This is a genomic window from Arenibacter hampyeongensis (assembly GCF_002909255.1).
Lineage (GTDB): Bacteria > Bacteroidota > Bacteroidia > Flavobacteriales > Flavobacteriaceae > Arenibacter > Arenibacter hampyeongensis.
Genome location: NZ_PIOB01000001.1, coordinates 190,428 through 204,691, shown reverse-complemented (window position 1 = coordinate 204,691; position 14,264 = coordinate 190,428). Strand labels below are relative to the sequence as shown.

At 40.0% G+C, this 14,264-nt stretch carries 14 protein-coding genes; 7 read left to right on the top strand and 7 right to left on the bottom strand.

The window, feature by feature from the left end; genetic code table 11:
- Positions 1–103 precede the first annotated feature (103 nt).
- From hemE to hemA, 4 genes are all read right to left on the bottom strand, one after another.
- The gene (hemE, locus tag CWD91_RS00860; protein ID WP_103439840.1) at positions 104–1,135 is read right to left on the bottom strand and encodes a uroporphyrinogen decarboxylase; all 1,032 of its coding nucleotides are present in this window, start codon (positions 1,133–1,135) and stop codon (positions 104–106) included.
- Positions 1,136–1,221: 86 nt separating this feature from the next.
- Positions 1,222–1,899 (bottom strand): uroporphyrinogen-III synthase, encoded by a 678-nt coding sequence (locus CWD91_RS00855; protein WP_239985600.1) that lies wholly within the window; start codon positions 1,897–1,899, stop codon positions 1,222–1,224.
- A gap of 31 nt (positions 1,900–1,930) precedes the next feature.
- Positions 1,931–2,842 (bottom strand): hydroxymethylbilane synthase, encoded by a 912-nt coding sequence (gene hemC, locus CWD91_RS00850; protein WP_103439064.1) that lies wholly within the window; start codon positions 2,840–2,842, stop codon positions 1,931–1,933.
- On the bottom strand, positions 2,839–4,095 hold the full coding sequence (gene hemA, locus CWD91_RS00845; protein WP_103439063.1) for a glutamyl-tRNA reductase: 1,257 nt from the start codon (positions 4,093–4,095) through the stop codon (positions 2,839–2,841). The genes hemC and hemA overlap by 4 nt, the downstream gene beginning before the upstream one ends.
- Positions 4,096–4,299: 204 nt before the next feature.
- On the opposite strand from hemA, the gene CWD91_RS00840 reads away from it, so the two are divergent.
- Positions 4,300–5,190, top strand: coding sequence for a helix-turn-helix domain-containing protein (locus CWD91_RS00840; RefSeq protein ID WP_103439062.1), 891 nt, complete (start codon positions 4,300–4,302; stop codon positions 5,188–5,190).
- Positions 5,191–5,443: 253 nt separating this feature from the next.
- On the top strand, positions 5,444–6,253 hold the full coding sequence (locus tag CWD91_RS00835; protein WP_103439061.1) for a ThuA domain-containing protein: 810 nt from the start codon (positions 5,444–5,446) through the stop codon (positions 6,251–6,253).
- 550 nt (positions 6,254–6,803) lie between these two features.
- Here CWD91_RS00835 and CWD91_RS00830 read toward each other — a convergent pair.
- Positions 6,804–7,769, bottom strand: coding sequence for a glycoside hydrolase family protein (locus CWD91_RS00830; protein WP_103439060.1), 966 nt, complete (start codon positions 7,767–7,769; stop codon positions 6,804–6,806).
- A gap of 433 nt (positions 7,770–8,202) precedes the next feature.
- Here CWD91_RS00830 and CWD91_RS00825 point away from each other — a divergent pair, with 433 nt between their 5' ends.
- Positions 8,203–8,985 (top strand): glycoside hydrolase family 16 protein, encoded by a 783-nt coding sequence (locus CWD91_RS00825; protein WP_157943689.1) that lies wholly within the window; start codon positions 8,203–8,205, stop codon positions 8,983–8,985.
- Positions 8,986–9,057: 72 nt separating this feature from the next.
- Positions 9,058–9,504: a GNAT family N-acetyltransferase gene (locus CWD91_RS00820; RefSeq protein ID WP_103439058.1), complete on the top strand. Its 447-nt coding sequence runs from the start codon at positions 9,058–9,060 to the stop codon at positions 9,502–9,504.
- Here the strand turns inward: CWD91_RS00820 and CWD91_RS22860 are convergent.
- Positions 9,501–9,746, bottom strand: coding sequence for an inorganic phosphate transporter (locus tag CWD91_RS22860; RefSeq protein WP_205164584.1), 246 nt, complete (start codon positions 9,744–9,746; stop codon positions 9,501–9,503). The two genes, CWD91_RS00820 and CWD91_RS22860, sit on opposite strands and share 4 nt — an antisense overlap.
- An 18-nt stretch (positions 9,747–9,764) precedes the next feature.
- Positions 9,765–9,965 (bottom strand): hypothetical protein, encoded by a 201-nt coding sequence (locus tag CWD91_RS22855; RefSeq protein ID WP_205164583.1) that lies wholly within the window; start codon positions 9,963–9,965, stop codon positions 9,765–9,767.
- 336 nt (positions 9,966–10,301) lie between these two features.
- Between CWD91_RS22855 and CWD91_RS00810 the strand changes: the two genes are divergently transcribed.
- The 3 genes from CWD91_RS00810 (at position 10,302) to CWD91_RS00800 (ending at position 14,245) form a co-directional block, all read left to right on the top strand.
- Positions 10,302–11,768, top strand: coding sequence for a Gfo/Idh/MocA family protein (locus CWD91_RS00810; RefSeq protein WP_103439057.1), 1,467 nt, complete (start codon positions 10,302–10,304; stop codon positions 11,766–11,768).
- Between the two features lie 166 nt (positions 11,769–11,934).
- Positions 11,935–12,396 (top strand): FKBP-type peptidyl-prolyl cis-trans isomerase, encoded by a 462-nt coding sequence (locus CWD91_RS00805; protein ID WP_103439056.1) that lies wholly within the window; start codon positions 11,935–11,937, stop codon positions 12,394–12,396.
- A 586-nt stretch (positions 12,397–12,982) separates the two neighbouring features.
- On the top strand, positions 12,983–14,245 hold the full coding sequence (locus CWD91_RS00800) for a chloride channel protein (RefSeq protein ID WP_103439055.1): 1,263 nt from the start codon (positions 12,983–12,985) through the stop codon (positions 14,243–14,245).
- Positions 14,246–14,264 lie beyond the last annotated feature (19 nt).

The following is a 14,264-nucleotide window of genomic DNA, read 5'->3' as shown; positions in this document are numbered from 1 at the left end:
TGTTTTAAACGGTGCCACGAAATTATGCTTCAATAAAAATAAAAGATATAACGGAAAGCGCGACCCTTTTTTCCTGAAAGGAATAAAAAAGGGATACGCCCTTCTAATTCTGTCGGTACTCCTTTACCGCGTCTATAAAGGCCTTGGCGTTGTCCAAGGGAACATTGGGCAAAATACCGTGACCAAGATTTACTACATATTTATCCTTGCCGAACTCATTGATCATTTGAGTTACCATTTTTTTGATTACTGCTGGTGGAGAAAGCAATCTTGCCGGGTCAAAATTACCCTGAAGGGTTATATTGCCTCCTGAAAGGTAACGTGCATTGCGCGCGGAACAGGTCCAGTCCACTCCTAGGGCAGCAGCTCCTGATTTGGCCATATCGCCCAAGGCGAACCAGCATCCTTTACCAAAAATGATTACGGGAGCCTCGTCCTTTAGGGCATCTATAATCTGTTGCATATATTGGAATGAAAATTCTTGGTAATCCACTGGGGACAGCATACCGCCCCAGGAATCGAACACCTGTACGGCATCGACACCGGCCTTCACCTTTGCCTTTAGATAGGCAATGGTAGTATCGGTGATTTTTTGCAGTAGCTGATGTGCCGCAACTGGATTGGTAAAACAGAATTCCTTGGCCTTGTCAAAGGTTTTGCTACCCTGGCCTTGTACTACATAGCATAATATGGTCCAAGGTGAGCCGGCAAACCCGATTAAGGGAATATCATTGTTCAAAAGTTCCTTTGTAGCTTTAATGGCCTGCATTACATAATCCAATTCCACGTTCACATCAGGGACAATAACTTCGTCCACTCCTTTTTGGTCCGTTACCGGATTTGGCAAATAAGGGCCAAAATTAGGTTTCATCTGAACCTCTATGTTCATCGCCTGGGGAATCACCAAAATATCGCTGAACAAAATTGCAGCATCCATTCCGTAGCGGCGTATGGGTTGTACCGTAATTTCACTGGCCAATTCCGGCGTACGGCATCGGGTAAAGAAGTCGTACTTGTCACGGATTGCCATAAATTCCGGTAGATATCTTCCTGCCTGGCGCATCATCCAAACTGGTGGGCGCTCTACGGTTTCTCCTTTTAATGCTCTTAAGAATAAATCGTTTTTAATGCTCATAATTTTTAGGTGTTCTTCTTGCCTACCCATTTTTAAACTGTCGCTTGATGGTATACCATCAAGCGACAGTTGTTGGGTGTGCCGGTTTAATTGCTTTTTATTTTTAATGTGCCTATAACCCTTTCCAAGACACTTTCTATCGTTGGCTTTTGGGCAATGATTATATTTTTGGTGTGTTTTTGGGCTTCTGAGGCGGTGGTGGTTCCAATACAAAATGCAACACTATTCTTTAAATTATTTCTGGCTACAAAGCTTTCAATGCCGCTGGGACTAAAAAACAGAATACCATCGAAATTGGTGTCAAAGGTAAGATGGTTTGGGGTATTTTGATATACGGTCTGCTCCTTAAATGCCACCTTGTGCTTTGTTAAATAGGAGGGAATTTCATTCCGACGTTTATCACCGCACAAAAACAAGAAAGTTTCATTTGAGTGCTTATTTACCAAAATTTCGGCCAATTCTGCTCCATAATTGGCCATTTCCAAGACATTTATGCCATTTTTTTCTAAAACCAACTTTGTTTTTTCCCCAACGCAAAAAGCAGAATAGGAATTTTTTTTGAGGTTTTTGGGACTTACTATATTCAGAAAAGCCTTTATCGTATTTTGGCTAGTAAATATGATATTTTTAAAAACTGGGTCTATTTTGGGTGTTATGAATTCAATATTAGTGGCATCATAATCTTCCACTGTAATATTGGCATTGGTCAGTATTGCTTTTTGGGAGGCAGTTAGGATTTTCGTAGAAAGAACGGTCATGCTCATGTTACTATGGTTTGTAATTCCCAAGATGGGGTCATGCCAATTGCTTTTTTATCTCCACCATCAATTCTTTGCCTCCATTGTCCAATATTTCTTGGGCACACAACTTGCCAAAGTTGATATAGTCTTGGGCGGGAATAGATTTTTTGACCATTAATTTCCGTTTTCCATCCAAAGAAAGTAGTATACCATCAAAATAGAGTTTGTTTTGTTCTATTTTGGCCAAAGCCCCTATAGGTGCAGTGCAGCCTCCCTCCAATACTTGTAGAAATTCTCGCTCCACATGGGTACATATATCCGTAGCTGTGTCGTTCAACCTTCGAACTGCCTCTGTTGAAAACGTGTCGTTGTCCATGCTAACAACAACCATGGCTCCTTGGGCCGGTGCAGGAACCATCCAATCCAAATCTATATGGTTTTGAGGCAGAACCTCAATACGCTCCAAACCCGCCTTTGCAAATATGGCCCCGTTCCAAGGATTGTCCTGAAGTTTTTGAAGCCGGGTGTTTACGTTTCCCCGTATATCCACAACTTTGTGTGATGGGTATTTATGCAACCATTGTGCCTGTCTTCGTAAGCTTCCGGTGGCAATTGTGCCGTTGGAATTTAAAAAATCCAGATCCTTGTATACTAATATATCTTGGGTATTTGCCCTTGGTAGTACCGCACTCTGTACAATTCCTTTGGGAAGACGGGTAGGTACGTCTTTCATGGAGTGCACGGCGATATCGACAGTGCCATTGATCATGGCGATATCCAGTGTTTTGGTAAATATTCCGGTGATGCCAAGTTCGTACAACGGCTTATCCAAAAGCAGATCTCCGGTAGATTTAACTGAAATTATTTCGGTGTTAAAGCCTAAAGCCTTCAATTGGTCCTGAACGGTGTGGGCTTGCCAGAGTGCCAACTGACTATCACGGGTACCAATTCGTATTGTTTTAATCATTTAGACTCCAATTCTAGTTGAAAAACTCGTTGTATAAGCTCTAAACTGGTATCGGAATCTATTTCGGTATCTTTAAGGTGATTGGCAAATTGTTTGGTAATTTTCTGAATGATGCGTTCCGAGATAATATCGGCTTGAACGGAGTTGAAATCGCTTAGCTTTTTGCTTTGGAAGTCCAATTCCTCATCCTTCATAGTCTTTAATTTTTTCTTTAAAGCCTTGATGACGGGAGCAAATTTCCTAGTTTCCAACCATTTAATAAATTCTTCCTTTACTTCTTCAATAATCACTTCGGCGCGGGGTACGGATTCTTTTCTTTTCTCAAGTGTATCATCGGTCATTTGCGATAGGTGATCCAGATGAATTACAGTTACATTTTCCAGATCTGATACATCGTCCGATACATTTTTGGGAATGGACAGGTCCAAGATCAACAAAGGTTTTTTAGTGTAGATCAATTCTTTAGAAATCGTGGGAGATTGGGCACCCGTGGCCACTATAAGGACGTCAGTATTTCGAATTTCTGTCTGTAGGTCCCCGTAGTTCTTCACTATTAAATTAAATTTACCAGCTATACGCTCCGCCTTATCCTTGGTACGGTTTATTAAGGTGATGTGCGAATTTTTAGTATGCTTAATTAAATTCTCACAGGTATTTCTGCCTATTTTCCCTGTCCCGAACAACAGAATATTCTTTTCTGAAATATCGTGGATATTATTTATGATGTATTGTACCGAGGCAAAGGCTACTGATGTGGCACCAGAAGAAATATCGGTTTCGTTTTTTATTCTTTTACTGGCTTGGATTACGGAATTGCACAAACGTTCCAAGAACGGATTGGCAATATTTAGTTTTTTGGATCGATTGAAACTTTGTCGTAATTGACTGATAATTTCAAAATCGCCCAGGATTTGACTGTCCAATCCCGTACCCATTCTAAAAAGATGGTTGATAGCGTCATTATTCTTATACACATAGGCTACCTCTTGGAATTCCTCCACGGTGCCTTGGGTATTGTCGCATAATAATTTTATAAGTTGAAAGGGATGTTGGGCAAACCCATGTAATTCGGTACGATTACATGTAGAAGTCACCAATAGTCCGTCTATCCCAATGAGTTTCGCTTGTTCCAAAAGTCGGTTAATAGCGTTCTCATCCAAGCTAAATTTACCACGTACTTCGGCATCGGCCTTTTTGTAGTTAAGGCCAATGGTATATAACGAACTATGTTTGGAAATATGGTAATCTTTCATAAGTACTCTTGAGAGCGCCACAAATTTAGGGTCAACTACCAAATAAAAATAACGCTAGAGGAACAATAAGTATCGTTTGTGGTTTTTTAACGCTATTTTATATATCAAAACGCTTGAAATACTATATTTTAGCGGTGTTAAGAGGAATTACACTTTGGTTAATTTAGAATGTTTCTAAATAGTTAATTTTAATATAAAGTCGACATGGAGGAAGAAAATATCGCTCAAGGGTCTTTTGAGGAAGTATTTATTGAAGATGGATTCTATGTAATGAAAATTCAGAACGATAGTATTTACAATCAGACGGTTACGAGAGAGATTGACAGTTCTTTTATACAGTTCCATTTCTGTTTAAAGGGCGCGGCCAAGTTTATTTTTAATGAGGGTAGATATGCCTTGGAAGTTATGGAAGACAACTCCCTCTTGTTGTACAATACCCAGGTAGACTTACCACTTAATCTTGTCCTAAACGCCAATTCTTGGATGGTCTCTATTGTCATGACCATTCGTAAGTTCCACTCTTTATTTTCCAGGGAGGCCGACTATATTCCTTTCTTAAGTTCCGACAATAAAGATAAGAAGTATTATTCACAGGAAGCCGTATCACCGGCAATAGCGGTAGTTTTGAGTCAGGTTATGAATTATAACCTGCATCGATCCATTAAGGAGTTGTATATAAAAGGTAAGGTTTACGAATTAATTTCGCTTTATTTTAATAAAAGTCAGGATGCCGATGTGGAACAATGTCCTTTTTTGGTGGATGAGGACAACGTTAAGCGAATTAGGAATGCCAAGGAAATAATTATTGCTAGAATGGCGGAACCCCCAAGTTTACAAGAGTTATCCGAAGAAATTGGACTAAGTCTAAAAAAATTGAAAGAAGGCTTCAAACAAATATATGGGGACTCTGTGTATAGTTTTTTATTCGATTACAAAATGGAATATGCCCGTAAAATGTTGGAATCCGGGAAGCATAATGTAAACGAGGTGGGCCTAAAAGTAGGTTATAGTACCTCCAGTCACTTTATAGCGGCCTTTAAGAAAAAGTATAGTACCACACCTAAAAAGTACCTAATGTCTTTGGCTAACGGTTAGGTTACTTAAATAAGGTTTATTAGGTCTCCCGGTCTAATTTAATTGTACGGAGTTTATGCAAACGGTACTCTACCCTTCGGTTTATCAGTGTTATAGTGTTGTAGATAATTCATGCTATTGTTAATTTTATTTCTAACAAGTAGCGGTCTTATTGTGAAAACTGTAATTTATTTTGGAATTAATGGTAAATTTTGTGTTTGGTAGCCGTAAATTTTAGATATTTAGAACTTCAAATTGATAATCAATAAATTTTATGCGCTTATATAAATGTACTATTACATTAATAGCACTAGTTTTTGTGGTTGGTTGTGGCAGTACCAAGATTCAGGAAGAGGTGACCTTGAATCCGAATCTACATACTCAAACCGTTCAAATCCCTGAAAAAATAATATCGGCCAACACATTGGCCAAAGATCGAGTGTTGGTATTTACTAAAACCAACGGATTTCGCCATAAGTCTATAGAAAAAGGGGTAGCTACTTTCGTAAAATTGGGAGTGGCCAATAATTTTGCAGTTACACATACTGAGGATTCACTTCAATTTCATAGTGATAATCTTAAGAAGTTCAAATTGGTGGTATTTTTAAGTACTACCATGGATGTATTGGGTGATGCGGAGCAGACTGCTTTTGAGAAATACATACAAAATGGCGGCAGTTATATGGGGGTGCATGCTGCGGCTGATACAGAATATGAATGGCCATGGTACGGTAAATTGGTAGGAGCTTATTTTTTGAGTCATCCTAAGCAACAAACTGCCACAATAGACGTGGTGGACCATAACCATCCTGCTACCAAACATTTGGCCAATATTTGGACCCATTTTGATGAATGGTACAATTACAAAAATATAAATCCTGACCTTCATGTGCTCATGAAGCTGGACGAAAGCTCCTATGAAGGAGGAAAAAATGGGGACAATCACCCCATAGCATGGTACCATGAGTATGACGGGGGCCGAGCCTTCTATACAGGCTTGGGACATACGGATGAAGCCTATGACGATCTTAATTTCCGTCAACATTTGGTCGGCGGGATCGAATATTGTTTGAAGAGAAAATAACTCTCAGGCAAATACAGCACAAAGTTCAATACCAATGCTTTGTAATTTTTAATAACCACCAACCTTTACTGTAGTCCTGCAAGGTTTAATCGACACCGAATTAACCAACCTAAAATTCATTTTAGTGTGTCGGTAACAACCTCGCAGGACTTTTTTTGTTTAGATTTTAATGAAACTTGTTTAAAGTTGGTGCGCCAAGTAGAGCAGAACAGGGTAGCGGCTGGCAAATAATTAAGGTTGGGTGATAATAGCTGGTTTGGGTACTTGAAATAACTTCCAATCGAAAAAAAAATAGGTATGAACACCCTAAAAAATTAATCATTTTACACAGTCCAATTAGACTGGGTAGTCGTTTTCCCCTTTAATTCTTCACTTTAACGGTAAAATATAGGTGTTTCATAGATCTTGTGTCGTTTTATAACGAAACTATATAGTTCACTTCGGCCAGTTTTATAATTAAAACCAACCAAGCGGTTTAATTCTTGGTTTCAAAGAATTGTTAGGAAGCGCTCTTTTAAAGGAATAAAATGGTCTAATAATGATGTAGTTTTTATTTGTTTTCTGTGCTATTTGGAAAATGAACCTCCACCTTATTGTGCATGGTATATAATCTAAAAAGGTTTCCATCCGGGACTAGGATACCACTGGATCTGTTCTCTTCCATTATCGGATTTTGGGGGTATTTTTTCCAATGTACCAAGTCTTTTGATGCAGCCACATTGGTGGACCAAAGGCTCCAGTCTTCAAAAGGGGTGCCATGGTAATATGCATAGTACCATCCTTTGTATTTGATAATCTGGTTTACGGCCAGGCCATATTGATCATATTCTTCGGGCCCCATTTTTATTACAGGTTCATCTTGTTCATTGGTCCATACTTTTAAATCTTTTGAAGTGGCGAGCCATATGCCTAAGTCATTTCGCTCATAGAACAGATACCAGGTGTCGTTTTCCCACCAAACCGTTGGGGTGCCATACGGTCCTGCGCTCAAAGGGGTGCCATTGGCATTACGCATATCTAGGGAGCCATGGTCCGTCCACTGTATGCGATCTGTAGAAGATAGTCTATGGGCCACGTCGTTTTTCCCTTCGGCAAACATATGATATGTGCCATCCACCTTAATTACCATCATGTCCTCCGTCCAACTTTTATTAAAAACTGGATTGTTAGGATAAGGTGTCCATGTAATTCCGTCCGGGGAGGTGGCATAACCAAGGGAGAGCGACTCCATTTCCGTGCGGAAGCCGGTATACCACATATGGTAGGTATCCCCTTCTTTTAAGATATACCCTCTTTCCCTAATTTTTTGATCCCAGGAATCCGGACCGGTCCCGGTAAAAACAGGATTTTCTGCAGGGGTTTTAAATTGCACCAATTCGGCAGGGAAGGGCACGGAGTCAGTGAATGATTTAACACTCAACTTATCTTCCTTTACATTTTCCTTGGATTTTTGGTTGTCTTTGCAAGCTTGAAGCAGAACAAAAAAGGATGCAAGAAGAAGTAACGGTAATTTCATATGGCAGTTATTTTGGTGGTGTAAGATTAATTGGACTTTTAAAAAAGGAAGATAATAATTCCTTTTTATCCATTTATGGTTAGCCTTCAAAATTTAATTGCGAATACAATTCGGATGCTTGTGTTAGGGATAGTAGTGAAAAGCCCACAGACAGAATGCCGAGGACTTGTAACGGATAGCCCGGCTCGATAGGGACACACCCAAATAATATGCCTTAGGGTTAAGATTATGGCAGTTTTTGATAGAATCTGCCAGAAGATGCAGTTTCAGTTTTGTTATCTTGGTATTGGTCTAATACTCTTGTATACTTGGCTATATCAGCCATCTTCCAATAATGGTAATACGTCATCGATCATTTATGCCGTTTGAAGTTGAAATAAAGGCCACGAATAGTTTTTGCCTCCAAGAAAGTAAAAGTAATAAATCAGAGAAAATGAAATTAACACCTCTATTGTGCTTCCTGTTTATTGTAAATTTTGCCATGGCGCAGCGTCCTGCACAAGGGCCTATGTCCAAAAAGCGGTTTAATCCGGAGAAAGAGGGATATAAATTGGTATGGGAAGATCAGTTTAAGGGAAAGGTTTTGGATACTACGAAATGGGCGGTTAGAGGTATAGGTCCTAGGGCAATTGCCTATGTTTCCAAAGAAGCGGTAAAAGTGGAAAAGGGATACCTTAAATTATTTGCCCTTAAAAAGGGGGATTCCCTGTTGGGCTCCGCTGTGGGTACCCAGGGGAAGTTTATGTCCAAATATGGCTATTATGAATGTAGGGCCAAATTACAGAAGTCAGAGGGCGTTTGGGCAGCCTTTTGGTTGCAATCCCCAGGAATTAGTCAAGGGGAGGATCCGGCCAAATTTGGGGCCGAAATAGATGTGATGGAGTTTTTTAAAAAATTGGGGACCGATATAGTGTCTCACAATGTGCATTGGGCCTACGGACCCAACCAGCAATCCACCAAGGGAATGCAGAGTTATCGCAGGGGGGTTAGTTTAGGTTTTCACACCTTTGGTTTGGAATGGTTCCCGGACAAATATATTTTTTATGTGGATGGCCTTAAGTATTATGAGGTCACTACCGGTATTTCCAATATAGAGGAATATATGATCTTGAGTATGGAATATCCCGGTAAAAAGGAAGAGATATTAAAAACAATTTTCCCGGATGTTTTTATGGTAGACTATGTTAAGGTTTATCAAAAGAAGGAGGGCTATTAAGTATGACAAAATAAGTTTAATTAAATTTGCAAATTATCATAATCCTAAGTTTTAAATATTAAATAAGAACCCATGAAAATAGCCCTACTACAAGAGTCAGAAGTAAACCCTGATATGGAACAACAATTGGCCGGACTGTTCCGCCAGTTGAATGCCGATATAAAACAAATAGACCTTAAACATGTGCTTGATCCAGAAAACCCCATATGCCTGGTGTATTGTCAGGAAGGCAAAAAGGTTTTGGGAATGGCCTTAATGTGTACCTATACTGTTATATCTGGTATTAAAGGTTGGGTTGAGGATGTGGTTGTGGATATAGAGCACAGGGGCCAAGGCATTGGCAGGAAGCTCATGGAAAAATTGGTGACCGTGGGAAAGGAAAAGGGCCTTACCGAAATCCTTCTTTTCAGTGCCGACAAGAGGATTGAGGCTATTAATCTATACAAAAGTTTAGGCTTTAAGGAAAAAGAAAGTCGTATTTATGTTCTTAAAACCGAGGCTTTGATAAAGAAGGGTTAAAATACATTGTATAACAAAGAATAGACCCTTGCACTTATTAGAGCTGCTTTAGGTAACGTCAATATCCAGGAAAGAACAATATTGAGGACGACTTTTATATCCGTCTTTATAGTTACACCGCCAATTCCTAAAATTAAGCCCACGGAGACATGGGTCGTGGAAATGGGCAGTCCAGGTATACTTGCGGTGGTTTCCAAAAGATCTGTAATTAGAGTGGCCGTAAATCCTTGCCCATGATTCATTGGCGTTTTTTTTACTCACTAAGTGAGATTTGAATGCTCCGACGGTTGCGTCCAAATGTTATCGGTAGCTTCCATCCAATGCCTCATGGGCTTGCCCTGAGGTAATTGACTTAGGGTTTCGCCTACTTTTTTTACGTTCAATAGCCCCCCAATTGCCATTGCAATGGCTAGGGCAACCATGCCCCATTCTGTGGGCAGATTGTTTATTACTATGAGCAAACCTGCCAATTTGGTTGTATCGTTTAAACCTCTGGCACAACTACAGTCCAGTTGTCAATTGAACAGCTTCATATGTAAGGTGCCATCAAATTGGCGGAATTTTATCCTTCATTTTATAAACTTTTCATTTTCAGAGGGTCAGTGGTTTAATTAGGGTTAAAATTGTAGTAGTATTTGAGAAAATCTCGGAGATAAGGTCTATTATTATGTTATATATTGCTATGTCCCTAAGGCGATTATATCTGGGGCTATAATAGTGCTATTGTAGTGGCTCCGGTTAAAGAGAATTTTTTGATGGATATAATTGACAATGTAAAAATGTAAAAATCAATAATTATGAAAAAAGAAAAACCTAAAAAGTCTGTCGATTCACGCAGATCATTTATCAAAAAAGGAGCCATGGCTTCCTCTATCTTTTTTGTGCCTAGGCACGTACTTGGAGGTGTTGGTTATACAGCTCCGAGTGACCGATTGAATATAGCGGCCATTGGCGCTGGAGGTAAAGGAGCCAGTGATATTCGCAATGCCTCTGTGGGAGGAAGGGAAAAGGTGGTAGCCCTGTGTGATGTGGATTTCTCAGGGTCCGCCAAGAAATCCGTGGAACTGTTTCCTAAAGCAAAGCTTTATGCTGATTTCAGGGAGATGTTGGATAAGGAAAAAGGTATTGACGCTGTTACAATTTCGACACCTGATCATGTTCACGGACCGGCTGCGGCCTATGCCATGGAGCGTGGGGTAAATGTATATGTTCAAAAGCCCATGACCCACAATATACGGGAGGCCAGAATGCTGACCGAAATGGCAAGAAGTAAAAAAATCGTGACGCAAATGGGGAATCAAGGAGGTTCCAATCCGTTGTTGGGCATGGTTCAAAAATGGGTAGATTCCGGGGATCTTGGTAAAATTTCCAAGGTACAGGTGTGGACCAATAGGCCAGTTTGGCCACAGGGAGGAGCATTTCCTAAACCAGATCCAAGTGCCAAACCAAAAGACCTTAATTGGGACCTATGGTTGGGACCATCGGAATTTAAGCCTTACACTCCAAATTTGCATCCATTTGGATGGAGAGGATGGTGGGAATACGGTACAGGGGCTTTGGGAGATGTAGGATGTCACCTGATCGATATTCCTTTCAGAACTTTGGGGCTAAAGTATCCAACAGATGCTGAATGCAGTGTAGGCGCGGTTTACACCAATATGTGGAATGCAGATTATCATCCTGAAGGTTGTCCGGCTTCCTCCTATATAACCTTACATTTTGGAGCTACGGAAAAGAGTCAGTCACCTATAGAAATGAGCTGGAGCGATGGTGGGATTAGACCTGCACATCCAGAAATTATACCTGCCGATCACGAAATTGGTGGTAAGGGAAGCCAAAATGGGGTTTTGATTATCGGGGAAAAGGGAATTATCTCTACCAATATTAATGATAGCTCCCCATTGATGCCAAAATTGTATATGAACGATGGCTCAACGGATTTTGGTCCGGAAGTAGAGCCCAATGATGAACCGGAATACGGACATCAGCGTCTTTGGGTAGAAGCCTGTAAAGCTGGCTTTGGCAGCAAGGAACATCTTGGTCTAACTTCTTCCTTTGATTATGCCGGACCTATGACGGAAACTGTTCTTATGGGGAACTTGGCCATTCGCAGCTATTTGTTGCAAAGGGAAAACGACAAAGGTAAGATGGAGTTCTTTGCCCGTAAAAAATTACTTTGGGACGGAGAGAACATGCGTATTACCAACCTTGAGGAGGCAAACCAGTTTGTAACCAGAAATTACAGACCTGGATTTGTAGTATAAGTTAAGTTGTAATAACAGGGAATTAAACACCCTTAGAACCTTTCAATTTGAGGTTTTAAGGGTGTTTTGTTTGTGATAATTAACTAAAATTTATAAAGTCCCTATTAACATTCATCTTAGCCGGTTATTGTAATTTGTTATATTTGCCCCTTAAAAATTGATAACTATGAAGAATACACTTTTTGCCTTGGCCCTAGTGCTTTTTATCTCTTGTGATAATGATAAGAAAACTGAGGAAGATATTGATTATGTTGCCAAGAACGAGTCGGATATACAGGCGTATGTCGAGGAGAACAACTTAACTGCTGTACGGAGTAATTCAGGACTTTATTACGTAATAGAGGAGGAAGGTACTGGAACCCAAGCCGTGGCTAGCTCCAGTGTTACAGTGGCCTATAAAGGGTATTTTTTAAATGGATCGGTCTTCGATCAAAGTGATGCAGAGGGAGTTACTTTTGGTTTAAATCAAGTTATAGCGGGGTGGACAGAAGGTATTGCGTATTTTAAGGAAGGTGGTAATGGAATACTTTTAGTACCTGCCCATTTAGGATATGGCAGTAGAGATTATAGAGGGATTCCTGGTGGATCTGTACTTATTTTTGAGGTCTCTTTGATTGCCGTAAACTAGGGGATAAACCATTATTTTTCAGTTTACCATGGTATTTGCCCAGTTGTAGGAAAATGCTTTAAAACCAACCGATAGGTTGGTTTTTGCTTTTTATCGATTTTTATTTTTTATTGGAATTTGAGATTAGATACATTGATAATCGGTGAAATACACTTTTGGCGCTTAAAAACCTTTTAATTAATACATTTACCGACTAATCAGTTTGTGATTGCCCTAGAAAGTTTGATGTCCGACTGACATGGACACTTCCCCGAAGGTGTATATTTTGGGAGTCACGAAATTGTGTCTTGGCCTTTGGGTATTTTAAGCAAGATTAGGGCTCAGACTTTAAATGCCGATATGGCTTCATTGTCTTGTGCGGGCTTATTTTGATTTGAACATAAGGGAAGCTTAAAAAGATAAGGGGAGATAGACTTTCAGGCAAAACATTGGTAATCGGATCTGCGGTATTTCCCAATCAATAGCTATGCTTAATTAGGTAGGCTTCTTAAAAATACTTTGTCTTTATACAACTTGTCCCTATATTTAAAGATTCTTATAATTATTGGATGGCGTTGGCCTCCCTATCTAACAAGTTGGCGGAATAGTGAAGCTAAAACGTAGAAGAAAACTTATTACTTACCTAAATATATTGGACCAGCCAATTCGGTTCAATCCTTTTGTATTCAGTCGTAACTTTTTATTATGGGCCTTCCTCGGTTTATTAGGGGGATTGATTGCTGGCTTATATTGGATTGTTCTGGAATTCTTGACGCATAAAATAGCATTTTTTGAAGGTTGGCAAGTAATCCCCCTTATGTCGATTGCCGGTTTATTGGCCGGTTTGGTGATTCATTTTATTGGCGATCCGGGTGAAATCCACCTCATTGTAAACAACATTCGCTTTAACAAGGGGAAGTTAGACCCCAAGAACAATCCATCAATGATATTATCGTCCTTGCTCTGTGTCGCCTCTGGGGGTAGTCTGGGTCCAGAAGCTCCTTTGGTGCAGGTAACCGGGTCAACTGGGAGTTGGCTTGGAAAAATATTTCGGCTAAAGGGGGAAGAATTGCGTTCCTTGAGTATAGCGGGCATGGCATCCGGTTTTACGGCCTTGTTTGGCGCTCCGTTGGGAGGCAGTCTATTCTCTCTGGAAATTCTGCATCATAAACATGCTGTAGAATATTATAAGGCCATTATTCCCGCCCTGGTAGCAAGTAGTTTTAGTTACGTAGTTTTCGCTTTGGTCATTCATTTGGGTATTGGTCCCATTTGGAATTTATCCGAATACGAATACTCAGGGGTGTTCGATTTCCTCTATGCCGTAATTTTTGCAGTGGTTGGCACACTCGTGGCTTGGTCATTTATATACTGCACCAAAGGCTTTAAATTGATTTTTGAAAAGCGACCGATTCCTATTTATATAAAAACTTTGATCGGGGGATTCCTATTGGGTATTATAGCTTATTATTTTCCGTTGACGAGATATTTTGGCCATCATGAAATTAACGAATTGCTTACGCAGGATTTATCACTAAATGCACTTGTAGCGCTCTTGGTATTTAAAATCTTTGCCATTGCCATTACGGTTACCTCCGGATGGCGGGGAGGTTTTATTATACCCTTGTTTTTTGTTGGAGTTACTTTAGGACTGATACTTTCTATTCTATTTCCGTACATCAACCCAATTTTGGCTATAATAAGTTGTATGGCGGCCATAAATGCCTGCGTCACCCGAACACCTATGAGTACCACTATTCTGTTAGCTACTTTGACCGGATTTGGGTATTTTATCCCCATCCTTTTTGCCAGTCTAACCGGATATTTTTTGGCTCCTAGAATACCTTTTATAGGTTCACAAATGGATTAATAAATGAGGTGATTATATA